23 protein-coding genes and 1 pseudogene are annotated in these 20,257 nt (G+C 51.1%); 3 read left to right on the top strand and 21 right to left on the bottom strand.

Translation table 11 applies throughout. The features are described 5' to 3' along the window. From OYT88_RS13305 to refZ, 21 genes and pseudogenes are all read right to left on the bottom strand, one after another. Nucleotides 1-394: pseudogene (locus OYT88_RS13305) on the bottom strand (acetate kinase); the annotation flags it as partial. Nucleotides 395-420: 26 nt separating this feature from the next. Continuing rightward, nucleotides 421-1,386 carry a class I SAM-dependent methyltransferase gene (locus OYT88_RS13300; RefSeq protein ID WP_274400679.1) on the bottom strand — a complete coding sequence of 322 codons (966 nt, stop codon included), beginning with the start codon at nt 1,384-1,386 and terminating at the stop codon, nt 421-423. Between the two features lie 53 nt (nt 1,387-1,439). Beyond that, entirely contained in the window at nt 1,440-1,565 is a 126-nt protein-coding gene (locus OYT88_RS13295) for a hypothetical protein (protein WP_274400678.1), read from the bottom strand. Nucleotides 1,566-1,801: 236 nt separating this feature from the next. Beyond that, nucleotides 1,802-2,296: a GerW family sporulation protein gene (ytfJ, locus tag OYT88_RS13290; protein ID WP_274400676.1), complete on the bottom strand. Its 495-nt coding sequence runs from the start codon at nt 2,294-2,296 to the stop codon at nt 1,802-1,804. Further along, nucleotides 2,202-2,912 (bottom strand): DUF2953 domain-containing protein, encoded by a 711-nt coding sequence (locus tag OYT88_RS13285; protein WP_274400675.1) that lies wholly within the window; start codon nt 2,910-2,912, stop codon nt 2,202-2,204. Before OYT88_RS13285 ends, ytfJ begins: the two co-directional genes overlap by 95 nt. Nucleotides 2,913-3,106: 194 nt before the next feature. Then, nucleotides 3,107-3,778, bottom strand: coding sequence for a bifunctional phosphoribosyl-AMP cyclohydrolase/phosphoribosyl-ATP diphosphatase HisIE (gene hisIE / locus OYT88_RS13280; protein ID WP_274400673.1), 672 nt, complete (start codon nt 3,776-3,778; stop codon nt 3,107-3,109). Beyond that, nucleotides 3,775-4,533, bottom strand: coding sequence for an imidazole glycerol phosphate synthase subunit HisF (hisF, locus tag OYT88_RS13275; protein WP_274400670.1), 759 nt, complete (start codon nt 4,531-4,533; stop codon nt 3,775-3,777). The genes hisIE and hisF overlap by 4 nt, the downstream gene beginning before the upstream one ends. Next, nucleotides 4,523-5,266: a 1-(5-phosphoribosyl)-5-[(5-phosphoribosylamino)methylideneamino]imidazole-4-carboxamide isomerase gene (hisA, locus tag OYT88_RS13270; protein ID WP_274400687.1), complete on the bottom strand. Its 744-nt coding sequence runs from the start codon at nt 5,264-5,266 to the stop codon at nt 4,523-4,525. The genes hisF and hisA overlap by 11 nt, the downstream gene beginning before the upstream one ends. Continuing rightward, complete coding sequence (gene hisH, locus OYT88_RS13265; protein WP_274400669.1) at nt 5,263-5,955, bottom strand: imidazole glycerol phosphate synthase subunit HisH; 693 nt, start codon at nt 5,953-5,955, stop codon at nt 5,263-5,265. Before hisH ends, hisA begins: the two co-directional genes overlap by 4 nt. Continuing rightward, nucleotides 5,952-6,545: an imidazoleglycerol-phosphate dehydratase HisB gene (hisB, locus tag OYT88_RS13260; RefSeq protein ID WP_274400667.1), complete on the bottom strand. Its 594-nt coding sequence runs from the start codon at nt 6,543-6,545 to the stop codon at nt 5,952-5,954. The genes hisH and hisB overlap by 4 nt, the downstream gene beginning before the upstream one ends. Then, the gene (gene hisD / locus OYT88_RS13255) at nt 6,538-7,821 is read right to left on the bottom strand and encodes a histidinol dehydrogenase (protein WP_274400665.1); all 1,284 of its coding nucleotides are present in this window, start codon (nt 7,819-7,821) and stop codon (nt 6,538-6,540) included. Before hisD ends, hisB begins: the two co-directional genes overlap by 8 nt. Then, nucleotides 7,808-8,458: an ATP phosphoribosyltransferase gene (gene hisG / locus OYT88_RS13250; protein WP_274400664.1), complete on the bottom strand. Its 651-nt coding sequence runs from the start codon at nt 8,456-8,458 to the stop codon at nt 7,808-7,810. The genes hisD and hisG overlap by 14 nt, the downstream gene beginning before the upstream one ends. Next, a complete protein-coding gene (locus OYT88_RS13245; protein ID WP_274400662.1) occupies nt 8,455-9,651 on the bottom strand; it encodes an ATP phosphoribosyltransferase regulatory subunit in 1,197 nt (398 codons plus the stop codon). The genes hisG and OYT88_RS13245 overlap by 4 nt, the downstream gene beginning before the upstream one ends. Nucleotides 9,652-9,860: 209 nt before the next feature. Beyond that, complete coding sequence (locus OYT88_RS13240; RefSeq protein ID WP_274400660.1) at nt 9,861-10,025, bottom strand: hypothetical protein; 165 nt, start codon at nt 10,023-10,025, stop codon at nt 9,861-9,863. Further along, nucleotides 10,026-10,484: an IS200/IS605 family transposase gene (gene tnpA / locus OYT88_RS13235; protein WP_274400658.1), complete on the bottom strand. Its 459-nt coding sequence runs from the start codon at nt 10,482-10,484 to the stop codon at nt 10,026-10,028. A gap of 196 nt (nt 10,485-10,680) precedes the next feature. Next, nucleotides 10,681-10,881, bottom strand: coding sequence for an alpha/beta-type small acid-soluble spore protein (locus tag OYT88_RS13230; protein ID WP_274400657.1), 201 nt, complete (start codon nt 10,879-10,881; stop codon nt 10,681-10,683). A gap of 119 nt (nt 10,882-11,000) precedes the next feature. Continuing rightward, entirely contained in the window at nt 11,001-12,200 is a 1,200-nt protein-coding gene (thiI, locus tag OYT88_RS13225; protein ID WP_274400656.1) for a tRNA uracil 4-sulfurtransferase ThiI, read from the bottom strand. Between the two features lie 5 nt (nt 12,201-12,205). After that, on the bottom strand, nt 12,206-13,348 hold the full coding sequence (locus OYT88_RS13220; protein WP_274400655.1) for a cysteine desulfurase family protein: 1,143 nt from the start codon (nt 13,346-13,348) through the stop codon (nt 12,206-12,208). A gap of 236 nt (nt 13,349-13,584) precedes the next feature. Next, nucleotides 13,585-15,285, bottom strand: coding sequence for a septation ring formation regulator EzrA (ezrA, locus tag OYT88_RS13215; RefSeq protein ID WP_274400654.1), 1,701 nt, complete (start codon nt 15,283-15,285; stop codon nt 13,585-13,587). Between the two features lie 106 nt (nt 15,286-15,391). Beyond that, nucleotides 15,392-15,712, bottom strand: coding sequence for a hypothetical protein (locus tag OYT88_RS13210; protein ID WP_274400653.1), 321 nt, complete (start codon nt 15,710-15,712; stop codon nt 15,392-15,394). 87 nt (nt 15,713-15,799) lie between these two features. After that, entirely contained in the window at nt 15,800-16,513 is a 714-nt protein-coding gene (refZ, locus tag OYT88_RS13205; protein ID WP_274400652.1) for a forespore capture DNA-binding protein RefZ, read from the bottom strand. Nucleotides 16,514-16,614: 101 nt separating this feature from the next. On the opposite strand from refZ, the gene msrC reads away from it, so the two are divergent. From msrC to OYT88_RS13190, 3 genes are all read left to right on the top strand, one after another. Continuing rightward, nucleotides 16,615-17,064 (top strand): free L-methionine (R)-S-oxide reductase MsrC, encoded by a 450-nt coding sequence (gene msrC / locus OYT88_RS13200; protein WP_274400651.1) that lies wholly within the window; start codon nt 16,615-16,617, stop codon nt 17,062-17,064. Nucleotides 17,065-17,352: 288 nt separating this feature from the next. After that, the gene (rpsD, locus tag OYT88_RS13195) at nt 17,353-17,955 is read left to right on the top strand and encodes a 30S ribosomal protein S4 (RefSeq protein WP_274400649.1); all 603 of its coding nucleotides are present in this window, start codon (nt 17,353-17,355) and stop codon (nt 17,953-17,955) included. A gap of 731 nt (nt 17,956-18,686) precedes the next feature. Beyond that, nucleotides 18,687-19,808, top strand: a complete 1,122-nt coding sequence (locus OYT88_RS13190; RefSeq protein WP_274400648.1) for a hypothetical protein — start codon at nt 18,687-18,689, stop codon at nt 19,806-19,808. Nucleotides 19,809-20,257 lie beyond the last annotated feature (449 nt).

Here is a 20,257-nt window from a genome sequence, read left to right as displayed (position 1 = left end):
AGGCCTTGATTCCGACCAGGTTGGCCGGAATATGCAGCGGAGCGAGGTCGGAAAGGCTTTCGATTTTCTTAATGACTTCGTCCGTGATCAGGACGGAATCATTAAACGACTCCCCTCCGTGCAGCACCCGGTGCCCGACTCCCTCGATCTCCGACAGCGAATGAATGATCTGCAGTGAAGTCAGTTTTTTAAGCAGTTCGCGCACCGCTTTTTCATGATCGGGAATAGAGTAAATTTCCTGCTTTTTTTCCCCTTTCACACTGATTGAAAAAATTGAATCCGGCAAACCGATTCTTTCCACAGAACCTTTTGTCACTAATCTTTCATCAGGCATGTCGAGTATCTGAAATTTCAGTGATGAACTGCCTGCATTGATTGCAAGAATTAATGCCATGTCTTCACCTCCCGTTCATTTTACGATCAGCGCGCAAACCATTGATCCATTTGAATCATAAAATCCCGCATTTTGCGTTCATCCGAGAAATCCGGCATTTCGGCAAGAAGCGTCTGTTTCGGAACAGAAGCGCCCCTGCCCTTCTTCTGCAACAGAATCACACTCTTGGCTGCAGCCGCATTTTTGAAAAGTGAGGACGGCAGCTGAAGAAGTGCCAGAATGGCCGCATTTTTCTGAATGAAGCGATGAAAAAGGTGTTTCTTGTCTTCCGAGAATAGTTGATTGGGAATCAGATAGAAAAGATATCCGGATTCCTTCAGCTGTCTCAGACCTTTTTCAATAAAAAGAAAATGTGTGTATGCCTTCCCGTTAATCCCGTTCAGTTCAAACGACTTTGCCGACTGCCTGTCCGGATAGATTCCGACCGGGACATCGCAAACGACAAAATCAACAGGCCCGGAATAGATGGGCCCGAGTCCGTCCTGATGAAAAAAATGGATCTCTTTTTGCTGCAGATTGGCATTCGTAAAAGCCAATTTAAGCATCAGGTCATCCGTTTCCGCTCCGTATGCCGCAATATGATCCGTTTCAGCCTGATTCATGACGCCGGTCAATAGATTAGCTGTACCGACTGCAGGATCGAGAATGGAAAACGGCCGGCTGCCGGCCAGAAGTGCGACGACATGTCCCATTAAAATGACCAGACTGTCCGGCGTCATTTCACGGCCCGGCCGCGGCTCGGCCTTCATCCCTTTAAGTGCGGCAAGCTGAAAAGCGCGGCGGATCTCTTCCGCAGTCATTCCCTCACGATAGAAATCCGTATAAAACGGCTCAAGTTTTTTCCCCAGTTCTTCATCCTGAGCGGTTCCCTTGAAGATTATTTCACCGGCTGTGCAGAGCGCTTCGAGATAGCTTATATGACGATGCTCCCTGATCAGCCGGACAGATTGATCGAAAACCGAGAACAGCTCGCTTACTGTCGTTGTTTGCAAATTTTTTCCCCCATAATGAAGCGCTTACAACATAATAAATATGACAAAATCCCTCAGTCTCTTTTTAGCCCGCTGCGGGTGATCTCTTTTAGCACATCGTCCGAAGCCGCCTGATTTCGCCGACCCATTTGATTTCCCAAAAACTTTGCCAAGTCATTGACAAATGTCACACTTTCCATTTTTTAAATCACTCCTGTATTTACTATAGATTAATTGTAGCGGCAGAGCAACCGGAACGCAAGTCAGAACGGATTCCGGAATGAGACAAACAATCGGGCCGGACCGATTCATCCGCTGAAATAATCTATTTACGAAAAAAAAACGAATAAGTTTCTTTTTTCCGGATCCGTAAAAAAATTCCGGCCTTCAGACAAAGACCGGAAAAAGTTCAAAGATTTATTTTCAAGCGGCTGCTTCAAAAGTCGACGTCATCCGTCCATTCATTGCTGCGCCGTCTTTTTTTCATAGTCCTTTGCTGCCGGCGCTCGTTTTCCTCTCCTGACCCGCCGCCCGCGTTCTCAAGAATCTCTTTAACCTTTTCGACCGTTTGCGGAGCCAGGTCGATGAGCCTTTCATACAGATGCGTGCTATTATCCAGATGAATGGTCTTGACTCCCGCCGGACCGACAATCAGAAAAGCGATCGGAGTAATCGAGACGCCGCCGCCCGTCCCGCCTCCGAACGGCAGGTAGGCTTCCGTCTCCTCTCCCGGCTCTTCGTCAGTATTTTCATTTTTTACAGTAAATTCACTCCCGCCGGCTACAAATCCGAAACCGACTTTGGAGATTGTCACAATCATGTGTCCGTCCTTTGTCTCAATCGGTTCGCCGATAATCGTTCCGACGTCGATCATCGACTGAAGATTTTCCAGCGCTGTCTTCATCAAGCCCTGAATGGGATGATCCGCCATTGCATTCTCCCTCTTTCACCTGCCGCCTTATCTGCCGCATGATAAGCATAGCTTCCCCCGCTTTGATCGTGATCATGCACGATAATCGGGAAGTGAAAATTTTTTTCTGCTTTTTCCGGAACAGAGGAATCACTTCGATTGAAGGCCGGCCGACCATCATTTTTCCGATCAGGGGCATGACAGAATACTTGACCGACCAGATGATCCCGCAGAGCATGGCGGTTGCCTGTGCATTCTCAACCCCGCAGGATGTCTTCCAGAAAAAATCGCTGAGGCATACTCTTTCCGTCAGATCAAGAGAACGGATTGTTCTGACGATCTGACGGCTCAGACGATACCAGTCATGCATGGGCTGAAATGCATCGCCGCCCTTGCCGTTCCGGACCGGCCTTCGGTTGTCCGCTTCCTGTTTTTTAATCCATTCTCTGAAAGTTTCTTCAGTAATTTTGAATGATTTCAGTTCTTTTTTCCAGAAAAAGACAGTTATTTCCGCTTCCAGCCGATCCGTTCCGATCAGGCATGAAATCCGGCAGGAAAGGACGCTCTTGAATAAAACAACGGCAAATATAAGAACAGCGGCCAAAAAGCAAAGCAGAAGCGCAAATAGAAGCATCATCCGTTTTCCCTCTTCAGATCCATGCGGGAGGCACGGTGCATTAATTTTATACTTATTATTAGCCGCAAAAGGCGAACTATCCTTAAAAATGCGAAGGATCAATAAAAAATCGCCGGAATCAATAAACGATCCCGGCGGCAGGAGTTTAGCGTTTCCGCGAACGCAGATGGACAAAAAGGGGGTAAGGCTCGGATTTAATTCACTTTTTTCGCTTTTTCCCGCTTGAATTCGCTTTTTTCGCGGTGACGTTTTTCAAGCACATGCAATACACGGTCAAAGCCGATCTTCTGCTCGCGAAGCATGACCAGTGTATGGTAAACGACATCGGATACTTCCCATTCCAGTTCATCTGCCGACCGGTTCTTGGCGGCAATGATCACCTCGGACGTCTCTTCGCCGATTTTTTTCAGGATCTTGTCGATGCCTTCATTGAACAAGTAAGTCGTATAGGTGCCTTCCGGGCGCTCCGCTTCACGCTCGGCAATCACGCGTTCCAGTTCGGCGAGAATGCCGTAGCGTTCATTCCCGCTCTTTACGGATTCCAGCTTGTCGCTCTCCTCCGTCTTGAAACAGCTATAACTCCCGGTATGGCACGCAGGACCCGCAGGATTGACTTTGACAATCAGCGCATCCGAATCGCAGTCCACCGCCCAGTCGACGATTTTCTGGATGTTTCCCGACGTTTCGCCCTTGTGCCATAGTTTCTGCCTGGACCGGCTGAAAAACCATGTTTCACCCGTTTCAAGCGACTTTTCGAGCGATTCTTTATTCATATAGGCAAGCGTCAATATTTCTTTGCTCTGTGCATCCTGAACAATCACCGGGATGAGCCCTTTTTCATCAAATTTGACATTTTCCGCATTCATCGGATCGCCACTCCTTTTTGTTTCAAATATGTTTTAACTTGTGCAACCGACGTCTCTTTATAGTGAAAAATCGAAGCGGCCAGTGCGGCATCTGCTTTTCCGGCACTGAAAACATCCAGAAAATCAGACGCTTTTCCGGCACCTCCGGAAGCAATGACCGGCACATCGACGGCCTCACTGATTTTACGTGTCAGATTCAGTTCAAACCCGCTCTTCTCCCCGTCCCGATCCATACTGGTCAGCAGGATCTCGCCGGCTCCGAGCGAAACGGCTTTTTTCGCCCACTCGACAGCATCCAGATCCGCCGGTTTTTGCCCGCCGTGTGTATAAACTCTGTATGAGGACGTTGCCGGATCAAACTTCGCATCAATCGCGCAGACGATGCACTGGCAGCCGAAAAAATCGGCTCCGGCTGCAATCAGTTCCGGATTTTCCACTGCCGAACTGTTCAGAGACACCTTGTCCGCGCCCGCGCGCAGCAAAGCCTTTATGTTTTCCGGCGAGTGGATGCCGCCGCCCACCGTAAAAGGAATGGCCAGTTTGGCGGCTACCGCCTTCACAACGTCGACCATCGTGTTTCTGCCTTCATTCGATGCGGAAATATCGAGAAAAACAAGTTCGTCCGCACCCTGGTCGTTATAGTACATCGCCAGTTCGACAGGATCGCCGGCATCACGCAGCTGAATGAACTGCTTGCCTTTGACGACACGCCCTTTTTTTACGTCAAGACAGGGAATAATCCGTTTAGCCAGCATGCACGTCCACCACCTTTAAGGCTTTTCTGAGTGAAATCTGTTGTGTGTAAATCGCTTTTCCGATGATCGCACCGCTGATCCGGCCCGATCCCATTTTCACCATGGCCGCCAGTTCTTCCGTACTGGAAACACCTCCGGAAACGACGACCGGCATTCCGATTTCAGCCGCCAGCTTCCCGGCGCCGTCCTGGTCTGCGCCCTTTAAGGCACCGTCCCGTGAAATATTGGTATAGATGAAATGGCGGGCACCGAATCCGATCAGCCTTTTTGCCAGATCGGCCGCACTCAGTTCGGAAACCTCCAGCCAGCCCTTTACTGCTACTTTGCCCCTTTTAACGTCAAGACCGATGGCAATCGAGTCCGGATAGCGGCTGAGAGCCAGCCGGACGAATTCGGGATCCGCAATCGCCGAACTGCCGAGAATCACTCTGCCGACTCCCCGATCCAGATATCGATCGACTGTTTCCATATTGCGGATGCCGCCGCCGACTTCAATATGTACCGGCACCTCGGCGGCAATTTGTTCAATCGTGCGGCGGTTCAGCGGCCGGCCTTGCCGGGCTCCGTCAAGATCGACAATATGAAGCCATTGTGCTCCTTCGCTCAGAAAAGTTTTTGCCGTCATAACGGGCGAGTCGCTGTAAACCGTAGACTGGCCGTAGTCTCCCTGAATCAGCCGGACGCACTTTCCGTTCAGAAGGTCGATTGCCGGATAGATCGTAAACATGACTATTTTCCCTCCTCACGCGGCGCAAGCGATGCCGACGGCCGGGAAACGGCGGTTTTGTCCTGCGGCAGCCGATTTACAAAGCCGAGATAATTTTTCAGGAGCGCCTGTCCGAACGCACCGCTTTTTTCCGGATGAAACTGCGTGCCGAATACGCGGCCTTTGCCGACAACGGCCGGAACCTGTCCGTGGTAGTCCGCCGTCGCGATCAGAATCGACGGATCCTCTGTTTCAGCGTAATAAGAGTGAACAAAATAAGCATAATCCGGTGCCAGCCCATCAAGCAAAAGGGAATCCGGCTGCCTGAATTCAAGCGTATTCCAGCCCATATGGGGAACTTTATAGCGTTCTCCCGTAATCGGAGCCGTCCCGCTGAAGCGCACAATGCGTCCTGAAAGGAAAGCAAGGCCTGCGGTCAGGCCGCCTTCCTCGCTTTCCTCGAATAAAAGCTGCATGCCGAGACAGATCCCAAGCAGCGGTTTTTTTTGCACATAACGTGTCAGAAAAGCAGAAAGCTGCTTTTTATTCAACAGCGCCATCGCATCCTTAAACGCGCCGACCCCGGGGAGAATCAATCCGTCCGTTTCGGCGAGCTCATCCGGACGGTCGCTGATCGTAAAATCCTGGCCCAGTCTTTTCAGCGCCTGGCTGAGACTGTATAAATTGCCCATGCCGTAATCGACAATCCCGATCATCCCAATGTTCCTTTCGTCGACAGGACCCCCTGAATCCTTGGATTTTGAACCGATGCCGCGTCAAGGGCGCGCCCGAGTGCTTTAAAAATCGACTCGATGATGTGATGCGTATTTTCTCCGTAACGAACGGTTACATGCAGATTCATGCGCGCTTCAATAGAAAGCTTATCGAGAAATTCAGGTACCAGTTCCGTATCGAACGTGCCGACTTTCTGAGCGGGCAAAGTTCCGTGAAAGACAAAATACGGGCGGCCGCTGAGGTCGATGGCTACGTCCGACAGTGCCTCATCCATCGGGATAACGGCATAACCGTACCGATTGATTCCTTTTTTGTCCCCAAGCGCCTGGCGGATTGCCTGCCCGAGACAGATGGCGATGTCTTCCGTCGTATGATGATCGTCCACGTCGGTATCTCCTTGCGCCTCGATGCCGAGATTAAACAGGCCGTGCTTCGCGAAAAGCGTCAGCATGTGAGTCAGGAAGGGCACGCCGGTTTCAAGGCGCGATTCGCCGCTGCCGTCGATCGCAAAATGCAGTTTGATCTGTGTTTCAAGAGTATTCCGCTCGACTGCGCCTGTCCGTTTATTCATGAACAGCGGCCCCCTTCATGCGCTCTTCGACGGCCCGTGCATGGCCTTCCAGCCCTTCGAATCGGGCGAAAGCGGCAATCGCCGGACCGTTTGCTTTCAGCGCTTCATCCGTGTATCGGATCAGACTTGACCGTTTAACAAAACTCTCAACGCCGAGAGGGCTCGCATAGCGGGCCGATCCGTTTGTCGGAATAATATGATTGGGGCCGGCAAAGTAATCGCCGACCGGCTCCGAGCTGTACATGCCGAGAAAAATGGCTCCCGCATGCCGGATCAGCGGCAGAACGGATTCGGGATCGGCCGTCGCCAGTTCAAGATGTTCCGGAGCGATTTGATTTACAAATCGGGCCCCTTCCTTAAGATCGGCCGCAAGCACAATCTTCCCGACCGTTTCAATCGCCGGACCGGCGATTTCATGCCGCGGCAGCACCGCGAGCCGGCGGTCGACTTCTCTGTCGACTTCCTCAGCGAGCTGCCGGGACGTCGTGATCAGTACGGGCATCGACAGTTTATCATGTTCCGCCTGGGAAAGCAGATCGGCAGCTACCCATTCCGGATGCGCCGTCTCGTCAGCCAGAATCGCAATTTCGCTCGGTCCGGCAAGGCTGTCGATCGCGACATCGCCGAACACCTGTTTTTTTGCCAGCATCACGTACAGGTTCCCGGGCCCGACAATTTTATCAACCGGACGGATGGTTTCGGTTCCGTAAGCGAGCGCCGCAATCGCCTGCGCCCCTCCGACCTGGTAAATCTCCTTAATGCCGATCTCATGAGCGGCAGCAAGCACCCCGTCCGCAATCAAACCGTTTTTCTGAGGCGGAGAGACCAGAACAACGCGCCCGACTCCGGCAACGAGGGCCGGGAGAGCGCCCATCAGGACAGACGAAGGATAGCTCGCGGTCCCGCCCGGTACATAGACACCGACCGAATCAAGTGCTGTTACCTTCTGTCCGAGGACGACGCCGTATTCCACTGTTTCTGTCCATGACGAAGGCTTTTGCTTTTCATGGAAGGCACGGATATTCTTGGCCGCCCGGCGGATTGCCCGGATCACTTCTTCAGGAATGCGGCGATAAGCTGCGGCCGCCTCTTCATCCGAAACGCGCAGCTTTTCCAGTTCGATTCCGTCGAATTGTTTTGTATAAGCTTTCAGCGCTTTGTCGCCTCCGGCTCTGACCTGTGCAATGATCTCACGGACAGATTGCTGCGCCTCTTCTTTGGCCTCAACTTTCCTTTTCTTTAAAAAACTTAAATCCCCGTTTTCAATCCATTCCAACTTTGATTCCTCCCGTAGCCCGGATCATTTTCTCAACAATCTCGTCAATGACGGGCTTTTTCAAGCGATAGCTGACCGGATTGACGATCAGCCGCGAACTGATATCCATCAGCCGGTCAAACTCAATCAATCCGTTCTCTCTGAGTGTCGTTCCCGTGGAAACAATGTCGACAATGGCATCTGCCAGACCGACGATAGGAGCCAGTTCAATAGAACCGTTCAGCGCAATCAGATCAATCTGTTCACCGCGGCGCCGATAAAAATCGGAAGCAATGTTCGGATACTTTGTCGCAATCTTCAAATAAGGATTCTTGCTGCGGTGTCCGGGAAGCCCTGCCACGGCCATGTGGCATCTGCTGATGCCGAGATCGACCATTTCATAAACATCGCGCCGGCTCTCGAGCAGGACATCTTTTCCGGCAATCCCTATATCCGCAGCGCCGTACTCAACGTAAGTCGGCACATCGACCGGTTTGGCAAGAATAAAGCGAAAGGGTGCAGCATCCTGATCTAAAATCAATTTGCGCGTCGTTTCGAACGTGACGGGCAGTTCGAATCCGGCGTTTCTCAGGAGGCGGCACGCATCGCCGAAAATCCGGCCCTTCGGCATCGCCACCGTAATAACCGATTCATTCATCCTTTTGTCTCCGTTTCCTCAGATTTCAAAAAGCGTTCAATCGTTTCAAACTGCCGCGCAAAGGCTTCGGCATCAGTAATGCCGTCCGCATGCTGCAAAACGACAGTGCGTCCTTTTTCCCTCTCCCGTGCGGCAAAGCGCATTGCTTTCCCCGCATTTTCCCGATCATAGATGACCGCCTGTTTGTGCGGTTCGGCCGGAGTTCCGCCTGCCACGCTCATCAGCCGGTCGATCCGGATGCCGAAACCGGTCGCCGGACACGGGCGGTGAAACTGTGCCAGCAGATCGTCATAGCGGCCGCCGCTTGCCACCGGAAAACCAAGCCCTCCGCCGAATCCTTGAAAAACAAATCCTGTATAATAGCTGAGATGCGGCATCAGCGTGATATCCAAATCAATCCGGCCGTCGAGATGATCGATTTTCAGCAGCTGAATGAGTTCAACGATATGTTGATAATAGGAACGTACAGGAATTGACGATCCGGCCGTCAGTTCTCTCAGAAAATCAAGCGTCGCCTGATTATCCATCCTTCTTGAATCGATAAATGTATTCAGCCTTTTCGCCGATCGATCGGATAAGTGCAGCGAAGCGACATATTCATGAAATCCGACATCATTTTTATTATAAAGCAGATTGCGAAGCTGTCTGACCGTTTCCTTGTCTTTTACAATATCATAGAAAAAAGCATTGACAAATCCGACATGGCCGACCGCGAGCCGGATCGACCGAAGTCCGGCCTTCTTAAGCAGCGTCATCAGCAGCGAGATTACTTCCACATCCGCATAAGGTGTCGCGTCGCCGATCAGTTCCGCTCCGGTCTGCTCGAATTCACTCGGGTGCCCGCCTTCTCTCCTCTGGCTCCGGTACAGTGCCGCCGTATAGGCAAGGCGCAGCGGAAGCGGCTGCTTCCTCAGACTGGAAGCCGCTATCCGCGCAATCGGCGTCGTCATATCCGGGCGGAGTACGACCGGACGCCCTTCGACGTCCAGAAATTTGAACAGCTGGCCGTCTTCGATGGCCGAAGCGCGTCCGATCGTTTCAGCGTACTCCAGCGCAGGGGTCTTTATAAAATCGTAGCCCCAGCGCAGCAGTTCCCGGCGGAAAATCGCTTCCAGCCCGGCGATCGACCGCTGAGCCTCGGGAAGCGTATCCCGCAGCCCGAGCGGCCTTTCAAACATAAACGGTTGTGTCATTAAGATTTTCTCCTTCTCTGCAGCTTTTCTCTTTCTTTTGTTTATCCAAATAAAAGGGAAGAAAGCCTTCTTCCTTCAGGTTCCGTTTAAACTGCAACCCGTCAGTCAATAACCTCCGGTTGTTTTGCTTTACTTCACTAGTATGGTAAAGCATGTTATGTGTATTTTAGATGAAAGTTCACCATAAGTCAAGTAGAGTTGTTTCCCTTTTAAAAATTTTCCCCACAATCAAAACCACCCTTCAAAAGGGTGGTTTGCTCTAAGGCTATAAGCCTTGGATTGCCGACCAGCGTCTCAAGACGCTGGCCTTCACTTTGTTCAGGCCATATTGCCTTTGCCTCTTTTGCCCACCCATAAATGGGTGTTTGTACCACTCAGCGACCTCTAAAGGGGTCCTCATATTCCCGGACACTTAATTTATCTAGTGCGATATCGTGTTTCTCCTGATCCTGAATATACTTTCGAATGGTTGCTTCATTGAGTCCTACTGTACTTACGTAGTATCCTTCGGCCCAAAAATGTCGATTCCCAAATTTGTATTTCAAGTTTGCATGCTTGTCAAACATCATCAGTGCGCTTTTCCCTTTCAGATAGCCCATGAAACTGGACACGCTCATCTTGGGTGGTATGCTTAAAAGCAGGTGAACGTGATCGGGCATCATGTGTCCTTCAAGGATTTCAACACCCTTGTATCGGCAAAGGTGTCGGATGATCTCCTGAATGCTGGCCCGATATTGATTGTAGATTATTTTTCGTCTATACTTCGGTGTGAATACGATCTGATATTTGCCCAACCATTTTGTATGGGCTAAACTATTTGTTTGATTAGCCATTCTGTTCTTCCCTTCTTTTAGCAATATAGCCTGAACACCTATATTCTATCGAAGGGAAGAATTTTTTGTATAACGGTCTGGGTACTCCCCCCGCATAGCAGGGGGTTTTATGTTTCGCACGCTACGCGTACTCAACGGACTAAAGTCCATAAGAAAAAGGGCGGCCTGAGCCGCCCTTTAAACGATCGTTTTTTCATTAAAACGCTTTTCCGCCGAGCTGCTGCTGTGCAGTCGCTACGAGACGCTTCGTGATTTCACCACCAACGGAACCATTGGCGCGCGAAGTCGTATCGGGGCCTAATTGCACACCAAATTCGGAAGCAATTTCCATTTTCATTTGTTCCAGTGCCTGCTCTGCGCCCGGCACGAGAACCTTGTTGCTGTTATTTTCAGCCATGTTTCTCACCTCCTTGTGCCCTTATCATGTGCAGGCCCCATTTCCCGCATTCACAAGGATCGGTGGTAATTATTGCAAATCGCACAAGGTGAAGAAATGAGAAGCTTTGAAACAGCCGGTCAGAGCAGTCCGCTGAATGCATCCTCACTTTCGCTACTTTCAAAAGTCAGCGTTTCAATCCCCCGGACCGCTTCATTCACCAGATCTTCCATGTCTAACGAGCGTTCAAAACGGCCTGCATGGAATCTGTCCGGACGCGTCCTCGGGGCTTTGGGCAGGAAAATCGTGCAGCAGTCTTCATAGGGACGGATGGATATTTCATACGTATCAATTTGCTTGGCAATAGCAGCAATATCCAGCTTATCCATCGTAATTAACGGCCTTAAAACCGGAAGATCGGTCACTTGATTAATGGTATTGATACTTTCCAGTGTCTGGCTGGCAACCTGGCCGAGACTTTCCCCGGTCGCAATAGCCAGGGCACCGCTCTCTGCCGCTGCTTTTTCCGCAATCCGGAACATCAGCCGTCTCATGATCGTAATACGGTAATCCTCCGGAACGGCATCCCGGATCGCAACCTGTGCCCGAGTGAAGGGCACAAGGTGCAGGCGCACGCTCCCTCCGAACGACTGCAGCTTTTTTGACAGATCGATCACTTTCTGTCTGGCGCGGTCACTCGTATAAGGCGGGCTCTGAAAATGGATCGCCTCGATCAGCGCCCCCCGTTTGGCCAGAAGATAGCCGGCGACGGGACTGTCGATGCCTCCCGACAGCATCAGCAGCACTTTTCCGCTGGCGCCTACCGGAAGGCCGCCCGCCCCTTTGTACTCATGCCCGTAGATCCGGGTTTCATGATAGCCGACTTCCACGCGCAGGATCAGATCCGGGTGATGGACATCGACGCTAAGATGAGGACAATGCTTCAGCAGCCATGCGCCCAGATCCCGGTTCAGCTCGCTGCCGTGAACGGGAAATCGCTTGTCCTTCCTGCGCGCGGCGATCTTAAATGTTTTCACGCCTTCTTCCTGCTCGGCGATGCGCAGCGCGCCGCTGTGCATCGCATCCAGATCGTTTCCGACTTTAATTGCCGAAGAGATATTCTGGATGCCGAAGATTCTTTGAAGAATGGGAATGATTTGATCGGCGTCTTCCCCGTTCAACTGAATTTCAATATCATCAAAATGCCGTTTTATATAAAGACGGGGAAAGCGGCTCAATTTCCCGCGTACATCATCCTCAAGTTTCATGACAAATGCTTTCTTATTCTTTCCCTTGATAGCAATTTCCCCGAAACGGATGATCAAATAATCATAAACCATCTGTTTCACCCCATTACTCTTTTCAATTGTCGTGTCTGAACGGCGAGTGCCGAAAGGAAAGCGTCGATTTCCTCCGCTGTCGTTTCAAAAGCCGTGCTGATCCGTATCGCTTCTTTTGCTTCGTCTTCGGGTACGCCCATTGCCAGAAGAACGCCGCTTGCTTCATCATCTTTTGAGGAGCACGCCGATTTCGTAGAGACAAAAATATCGTTTTCTTCAAGAGCATGAACCAGCACTTCGGCCTTGATTCCCTTTAATGAGACATTGACAATATGAGGCGCCGCACCGCTCTGCGGCGTGTGAATCACTGTCCCGCCGATCTGCGGCAGTCCGTCGCGAAGCCTCTTCTGCAGAGCGGTCAGGTGAAGAATCCCTTCATTTTCGCGCTCAAGAGTCATCCTGAGCGCCCTGACCATCCCGCAGATTCCCGGAAGATTTTCCGTTCCGGACCTTCGCTGATTTTCCTGGCCGCCTCCGGCGAAAAGAGGATCAAGCAGCGTGCCGTTGCGGACGTAAAGGATTCCCGTCCCTTTCGGACCGTGAAACTTATGGCCGGAAATCGTGCATAAATCAATGCCGCTCTCCGCCAGCCGAAGCGGCACCTTGGCAAACCCCTGGACATGATCCACATGGAAAACCGTTGTCGGGCGTGCCTTCAGAAATTCTCCGATTTCCCGGATCGGCTGAATCGTCCCGACTTCGTTGTTGACGTGCATGACGGAAACAAGAATCGTGTCTTCGCGGTATGCCCTTTTAAAATCATCAAAAGATACCCGGCCCTCGTGATCCACGGGCAGATAGGTCACCTCGAAGCCGAGATTTTCCAACTGTCCGAACGCATTGAGGGCAGAAGCATGCTCAACAGATGTCGTGATCAGATGGCGGCCGCGGCCGCGGTAGGCGAGCGCCGCTCCTTTTATAGCAAGATTGTTGCCTTCCGTACCTCCCGAAGTGAACACAATCTCTTTTTTATCGACGCCGAGCAGCGAGGCAGCTTGTTCGCGCGAGCGCGACAGCAGGGCTTCGCTTTTCCCGCCCAGTTTATGAAGCGAAGACGGATTGGCAAAAAATTGCTCGGCCACCGTCCGGTACGTATCCATTGCTTCGGCATAAGGCTTGGTTGTTGCGCTGTTATCAAGATAAATCATTGATTTGTTTATAAGCTCCTTTCAGATGGCCTGCAACGGCCCATTTCGATTAGAAACGGGCAGAATCGTTTTTATTTCTCATCTCAATTCTTACCGCTTTATCTGAATCTTAACATGTGATGTTCCGGCTGTCGACGAAACGGCAATCGGAACGCGATAAAAAAACGGCGGCCCGATCCGCGGGACGCGGAATCAGGCCGAAACAGGGGGAAAAATATAAAAGAACGCCGTTTCAATCACATTTGCCGTTCCTGATCCTGATACAGATCCATTCTTTTCAGAATCTTGGGTTCTTTTTTCTCAATCGCCCGAACAGCCGTCTCAACGGCCGCCTGATAATCAAAGTCTCTGAACAGTTTTTCCGCCGTTTTCAGTTCCCGGTCGATTTCCTCATACTCGCTGCGATAACGGTTGCCGTAACGGATCATTTCTTCCGCCAGGGCGGCCGTTTCCACCAGCCGGTCCGCCCGGCCGCGGACATCGTCGACCTTTTCCTGAGCCTGGCTCAGTGCACTGCGGACACCCGCCATATCCAGCGGTTTTTCATCGAGCTTGAGATTCACGGCCTTCAGCAAATTCCCCGCTTCGGCAAGCGCATCGGAAAATGAAGCGGGCACACCCGGCAGATTGCTTTGCCGGAGGATCCTTTTGGACTCAAAAAGCGTGTGTTTCAATTTCTGGATGGTTTCTCTGGCCGCCAGTTCATCCTTGCGCAGAGCCTTAATCTTCCTGCCGAATTCATCCGCAAGAGACTCGACCTGCTCAATATCCGCGCGCATCTTCTCAAGTTTTTCAATGATCGAGCTGAAGGCTTCCGTATGATTGTTCAGAACCTCGCGCGTTTCAACAAAGCTGCCCTCCAGTTTTTGATAAGCCTGGCCTATGTCGCGGCGCGCTTTCAGATCCTCGACGTCAATATGATAACTGTCTCTGACGGTTTCTGTCTCATCGGCCAGCTCTTTTATCTTGCCTCCTACACGGTCCAGCCTCTTCTCAATACTGGGCGCCAGATCATGGAGCTGCTGCCTGCTCAGCACTTCTTTTTCAAGCTGGGCATACAGCCAGTCCAGCTGATCGTGAATGCCCTTGCAGCCTTCCTGTGCTTCATCCAGCTCCATTTTGGCGACGGCCTCCGAAAGCACGTGCAGCTGTTTTTCCATCTCTTCAGTCTGCGAATCGAGCTGCAGATAATCAAGGGCATAGCCCTGTTCCGTCATTTCTTTTTTGCCCTGCCTCAGTTCCTTCAGCTGATTCGGGATCGTCCGCTGGAGATCTTCAAACAGTCCCGGAATGCGTTCAATCCGCATCTGGGCACTAACGACCGATTTCTTGACGTTCAGAAGAATTTCACGCGCTTCTACGTAGTTCCCCTGATCGCTTTCTTCTTCATATTTTTTAAACTGTTCATCGATTTCCCGAACGGATTTTTCCAGAAACGGCAGCGCCTGCCTGAACTGATTGCGCTGGGTAATCATATTTTTTTTGATCTGATGATAGCTTTCCTTGATCGGTATCACGTCTTTGCGGTTCCTGCTCTCGCTGTCCACAACGACATTCAGATCATGAAGCATGTGATCGATCGTTTCCTCAATTCCTTTTCTTTTCTCCTCAAGCGCTTTAATCAGTTTTTCCGCTTTTTTAAAGCGATATTTATCGGTCAGCTCTTCCGCGTTAAAAAGAGTCTCCTCAATCGCCGGCAATTCCGCGGTAATGATCCTGTCCCAGTCCGATCGCGATTTTTCAAACTTTTTCTCTGTATCGCCGACCATTTTCAACTTTTTCACTTTCGCTATCTCTTTCGCGACGGGCCGATTCATCAGTTCTACTCTCCACGTCTCGATACGATCAATTTCGCCGTACATTTTTTTTCGCATCCATGCACCGTAGACGATCACAATGACGCCAATTAAAATAAGGCCGATTATCACATAAAGCATACGGAATTTCCCCCATTCTCGCATGTAACCCATTCACACTCAGCTACTCTATATTGTATCAAAAAAAGGCGCAATAAGATTAAAAAATGAAAGAATGCGTCGATTTTTAGCAGCCGGGAAGTCGGAAAATCGCCGGCACCGCACAAACGGTCCCGGCCTCTATGTATTCTTCGACAAATGGAAGACGGCATTTAAATATGATCGGCCGAACGGCCGTCTTCGCCTGAATGCTGCCGTGCTTTTCCGGGGAAACCGGCGGCTCTTCTCTGCGCCGGACCTCCCCGTCACCGATCCGGGGCACAAAAAAGCCGGCCAGTTCTGCAGAAATTCTGACCGGTTCGCCCGCATAGATCCGTTTCGGCGCCATTCCGCCCTGCTTCCGGTTCGTCGATAACGAATCGGACAGGGGCCGGGTCTGCCCCCGCATCTTGTGAAAATCCCGTTTCCTGCCACAATCGGCGCCTGACAGTAAAAAACACGCAGCGCCTTCCCCCACCTCCTCCGATGACACGGCTTATTTCAGATTTCCGACAGGACGGCCGGCGAGCCGCTCCACCCACCTTTTGATATAACGCAGATAATTCATGCGGAAAGATGGTTCACCGGGCTGCAGATAAAAAACTTTTCTAAGAAACTGGGGCTGAAGAAAGGGCATCATGATCATGTCCCGATACTGCAAAAGCGCGAAGTCGGCCGACATCGGATCAAATTTTAATTCCGGAGCCGCTTTCTCAAAGAGCCGGGTCAGCAGAAACTTTTCCTTCATCAGATAACTGGCCATCAATTCACGGACAAGCTGATTGTCCAGCGTCATCTCCCGATGGACAAAGCGGGACAAATAAAGAGATTGCTGCTGATAGCCGATCAGTGCATCCGCAACAGAGACGAGACACTCATCCGGCGGTTTTCCCGCGTCCTGCGCCTCATGCTCCGCTTTCTCCAGATTGTTTAAGTACCCTTCAAAAAAAGAGGCCATAAGATATTCCAGAAGCCCCTGTTTTCCGCCGAAATAATAAGAAACCAAAGCAATATTTACACCCGCGTCCGCTGCAATGGCGCGCACGGAAGTGCCGTCATAGCCGCCCATATTAAATAATTTCAGCGCCGAATGAATGACGGCCTCGCGCGTGCTTCTTCCACTGGCCGGATTCGCATGTCTCGTCAGCATTCTTCCACATCCCTTCAGAATGACTGCATCCAATGTCACTAATATAAGCCTTCTCTTCATCAAGCGTCTACCCTGCAAAAATCGTTCGACTTTTCCGATGAAACTTTCGACCTGATCTGATAAAATGAGAGTACTCCCTTGAAAAACCGAAGGTGAAAATTATGAATTCTGTCAATAAGACGATGATCAATGCTCTCGAAGCACTGATTGGCGACGAGCCGAACCGGATTGCCAATCTGGCCAATGCATCGGCACTGCTCAATCAATATCTGGACGATATCAACTGGGCCGGGTTTTACTTGCTTGAAAAACATGAACTCGTTCTCGGGCCCTTTCAGGGAAAAACGGCCTGCATCCGGATTCCCGTCGGCAAGGGTGTATGCGGAACTGCTGCCGAGCGAAAAGAAATCGTCCGCGTCAGAGATGTCCATGACTTTCCGGGCCACATTGCCTGCGACGCGGCCTCGCGCTCGGAAATTGTCGTCCCGCTGTTAAAAGGAAATAGTTTAATCGGCGTGCTGGATATTGACAGTCCGGTTCCCGACCGCTTTTCAGAAGAAGATCAGCAGTTTCTTGAAGCATTTGCGGAAACGCTCGTCCAATATCTCTGAAACGGACGGGGATACGGATCTTCAAAACGGAAATGGCGCTGTCATCCGGCCCGCGGCCCACACTTCTTCTTGACAACAGGCAAATAAAAAATGTATAATTTTCTTCGTGTAAAATGAGGCAGCATCGTCAAGCATCCAATGTCCGTTTCTTCTATTTTGTTCCTCTTTCCGAGGTGTACTGCGTAACCTAGACTGCCTGGGCGAACGTGCAAGATAGCAAAATAGCATTGGAAGTGTTTGCGAGGTGTCATTTTATGCCATTAAAATGACAAAGGAGGAGTCATCTCTATGGCTCGTTATACTGGTCCTGTATGGAAAAAATCACGGCGTCTGGGCATTTCGCTCAGCGGAACGGGAAAAGAACTCGAGAGACGTCCGTATGCTCCGGGACAGCACGGTCCTTCTCAGCGTATCAAACTATCTGAATACGGCCTTCAACAACAGGAAAAGCAAAAACTGCGTTTTATGTACGGTTTGAATGAACGTCAATTCCGCCGTACATTCGACGATGCAGCAAAAATGAAGGGCGTCCACGGCGAAAACTTCATGATCCTGCTTGAATCCCGTCTTGATAATCTCGTTTACCGTCTCGGTCTGGCACGTACGCGCAGACAATCGCGCCAGCTCGTCAATCATGGCCACATTACGGTGAACGGACATCGCGTCGATATCCCTTCCTACCGCGTAAAGCCGGGAGAAACGATCGGTGTCAGAGAAAAGTCGCGGAATCTTATTGTTATCAAAGATGCACTGGAAACAAATACGTTTGTTCCCGAATACCTGACCTTTGACCCGAACACTTTAGAAGGTACCTATACGCGCCTGCCCGAGCGTTCAGAATTGCCTGCAGAAATTACCGAAGCCATGATCGTCGAATTCTATTCAAAATAAACAATGAATGGATGCTTTCCGCAGGGAAAGGCGAAGAACCGGAGAAGATTTTCATTTCGTATGAAAATTCTCTTCGGTTCTTTTTTGTGTTTAATGGTCATCCTCTCAGCTCATGTATCCAATCAGACCCTCTGCGAGAACACGCCGTCGATTCCTCCCTAAAGCGACGGCTTGGCGCGAGCGCCGATCTATTCTTTTGAATGCTGATACAAACAATTATTGATTTCTCCGAAAAAGAGAGAGAATCAGGAACAAGTTCTCTGTTCTGATTATTCGCACCTATTGATTCCGTTCCATTTACGATCAATTATTTAGGCGTTACCGTTGATTTTAAGCACATTAATGGCGATATTATGCCGGTTACTGCTGATATTTTGCTTTTTACTGCTTATATCCTGCATTTATCGACGATTTTAACCATGATTTACTGAAATCCGCGGCAGACCAAAGAAAAAGATCGGACTGTTTGCTCAATATCAGCGCCTGTCCGCGCCGGACAATCAACCGCGGTCGGAGTCTTATCGGTCAGCGAAACAAGTTTTTCGGTCGCGGCAGAGAGTCTTTCGGTCAGCGAAGCAAGTTTTTCGGTCGGAGCAGCGATTTATCGATCGGGGCCTCGTTGCTGGGAGATTATCAGGCGGCGCCCCCGGTTTTTCGGCCGCGGCGGGGAGTCTTTCGGTCAGCGAAGCAAGTTTTTCGGTCGGAGCGGCGATTTATTAATCGGGGCCTCGTTGCCGGGAGTTTATCGGCTGGCACGCACTGTTTATCGGTCGCGACAGGGAATTTTTCGGTCGGCGTGGCAAGTTTTTCGGTCGCGGCAGGGAGTCTTTCGGTCGGCACGCACGATTTTTCGGTCGGAGCGGCGATTTATCAATCGGGGCCTCGTTGCCGGGAGGTTATCGGTCAGCACGCACTGTTTATCGGTCGCGGCAGGGAATTTTTCGGTCGGCGTGGCAAGTCTTTCGGTCGGCGTGGCAAGTTTTTCGGTCGCGGCGGGGAGTCTTATCGGTCAGCGAAGCAAGTTTTTCGGTCGCGGCAGAGAGTCTTTCGGTCAGCGAAGCAAGTTTTTCGGTCGCGGCAGAGAGTCTTTCGGTCAGCGAAGCAAGTTTTTCGGTCGGAGCAGCGATTTATCGATCGGGGCCTCGTTGCCGGGAGTTCATCGGTCAGCACGCACGATTTTTCGGTCGGCGCAGCAAGTCTTTCGGTCGGAGCGGCAAGTTTTTCGGCCGCGGCGGGGAGTCTTTCGGTCGGAGCGGCGATTTATTAATCGGGGCCTCGTTGCCGGAGTCTTATCGGTCGGCACGCACTGTTTATCGGTCGCGACAGGGAATTTTTCGGTCGGCGTGGCAAGTTTTTCGGTCGCGGCAGGGAGTCTTATCGGTCAGCGAAGCAAGTTTTTCGGTCGCGGCAGAGAGTCTTTCGGTCAGCGAAGCAAGTTTTTCGGTCGCGGCAGAGAGTCTTTCGGTCAGCGAGGCAAGTTTTTCGGTCGCGGCAGGGAGTCTTTCGGTCGGCACGCACAGTTTTTCGGTCGCGACAGGGAATTTTTCGGTCGGCACGCACGATTTTTCGGTCGGAGCGGCGATTTATCAATCGGGGCCTCGTTGCCGGGAGATTATCAGGCGGCGCCCCCGGTTTTTCGGTCGCGGCAGGGAGTCTTTCGGTCGGCGCAGCGATTTATCAATCGGGGCCTCGTTGACGGGAGTTCATCGGTCAGCACACACTGTTTATCGGTCGCGACAGGGAGTCTTTCGGTCGGAGCGGCAAGTTTTTCGGCCGGCACGCACGATTTTTCGGTCGCGGCAGGGAGTTTATCGGTCAGCACAGGCGGTTTATCGGTCTTGAGCCACTATTAATCGGTCGGCGGCGCACCGCTTATCGGTCTGGGGCGATGGATTCGGTCATCCCGGCCGTTTTTTCGGTCAACTTGTTCGCGGTATCGGTCAGCACAGGCGGTTTATCGGTCGTGAACTACCTTAATCGGTCGTTGCCTGCCATTTATCGGTCATCACCGGGATTGATAGCAGAAACGCTCTTGTCTTTCGAGAGATTGACGTTTACAGGAAAAGTCGATCATCATTGGACGGTACAGCAGGAAAATGAACGAAAGAGATATCATATTTTGCTTTTCCCCGACTGCTCGACTCTTCGCACTTCCTTAAGAGCTGTGAACCGGCACCGGAAGCCGGATCCGATCGATCCCTTTCAAGCCCCGCGGACAAATCGCGCGGATCGCTTCATCATTCGGGGCAGGCCTGTTTCTCAAGCGGAATCCGTCTTTTTTAGAATAGGGTTCCCTTTTTTT

Source organism: Sporolactobacillus sp. CQH2019, from assembly GCF_028765345.1.
Lineage (GTDB): Bacteria > Bacillota > Bacilli > Bacillales > Sporolactobacillaceae > Sporolactobacillus.
This window is presented reverse-complemented; position numbering and strand designations above follow the sequence as displayed.

Excerpts from the sequence above, each read along its gene's own strand:
- hisG (WP_274400664.1), bottom strand. The coding sequence starts at position 8,458 with ATGAATGAATCGGTTATTACGGTGGCGATGCCGAAGGGCCGGATTTTC.
- OYT88_RS13220 (WP_274400655.1), bottom strand. The coding sequence starts at position 13,348 with ATGATTTATCTTGATAACAGCGCAACAACCAAGCCTTATGCCGAAGCA.
- hisB (WP_274400667.1), bottom strand. The coding sequence starts at position 6,545 with ATGAATAAACGGACAGGCGCAGTCGAGCGGAATACTCTTGAAACACAG.
- OYT88_RS13230 (WP_274400657.1), bottom strand. The coding sequence starts at position 10,881 with ATGGCTGAAAATAACAGCAACAAGGTTCTCGTGCCGGGCGCAGAGCAG.
- tnpA (WP_274400658.1), bottom strand. The coding sequence starts at position 10,484 with ATGGCTAATCAAACAAATAGTTTAGCCCATACAAAATGGTTGGGCAAA.
- hisF (WP_274400670.1), bottom strand. The coding sequence starts at position 4,533 with ATGCTGGCTAAACGGATTATTCCCTGTCTTGACGTAAAAAAAGGGCGT.
- ytfJ (WP_274400676.1), bottom strand. The coding sequence starts at position 2,296 with ATGGCGGATCATCCCATTCAGGGCTTGATGAAGACAGCGCTGGAAAAT.
- rpsD (WP_274400649.1), top strand. The coding sequence starts at position 17,353 with ATGGCTCGTTATACTGGTCCTGTATGGAAAAAATCACGGCGTCTGGGC.
- OYT88_RS13295 (WP_274400678.1), bottom strand. The coding sequence starts at position 1,565 with ATGGAAAGTGTGACATTTGTCAATGACTTGGCAAAGTTTTTGGGAAAT.
- thiI (WP_274400656.1), bottom strand. The coding sequence starts at position 12,200 with ATGGTTTATGATTATTTGATCATCCGTTTCGGGGAAATTGCTATCAAG.
- ezrA (WP_274400654.1), bottom strand. The coding sequence starts at position 15,285 with ATGCTTTATGTGATAATCGGCCTTATTTTAATTGGCGTCATTGTGATC.
- OYT88_RS13245 (WP_274400662.1), bottom strand. The coding sequence starts at position 9,651 with ATGACACAACCGTTTATGTTTGAAAGGCCGCTCGGGCTGCGGGATACG.
- OYT88_RS13210 (WP_274400653.1), bottom strand. The coding sequence starts at position 15,712 with ATGCGGGGGCAGACCCGGCCCCTGTCCGATTCGTTATCGACGAACCGG.
- hisH (WP_274400669.1), bottom strand. The coding sequence starts at position 5,955 with ATGATCGGGATTGTCGATTACGGCATGGGCAATTTATACAGTCTCAGC.
- OYT88_RS13285 (WP_274400675.1), bottom strand. The coding sequence starts at position 2,912 with ATGATGCTTCTATTTGCGCTTCTGCTTTGCTTTTTGGCCGCTGTTCTT.
- hisIE (WP_274400673.1), bottom strand. The coding sequence starts at position 3,778 with ATGAATGCGGAAAATGTCAAATTTGATGAAAAAGGGCTCATCCCGGTG.
- msrC (WP_274400651.1), top strand. The coding sequence starts at position 16,615 with ATGAATTCTGTCAATAAGACGATGATCAATGCTCTCGAAGCACTGATT.
- refZ (WP_274400652.1), bottom strand. The coding sequence starts at position 16,513 with ATGAAGAGAAGGCTTATATTAGTGACATTGGATGCAGTCATTCTGAAG.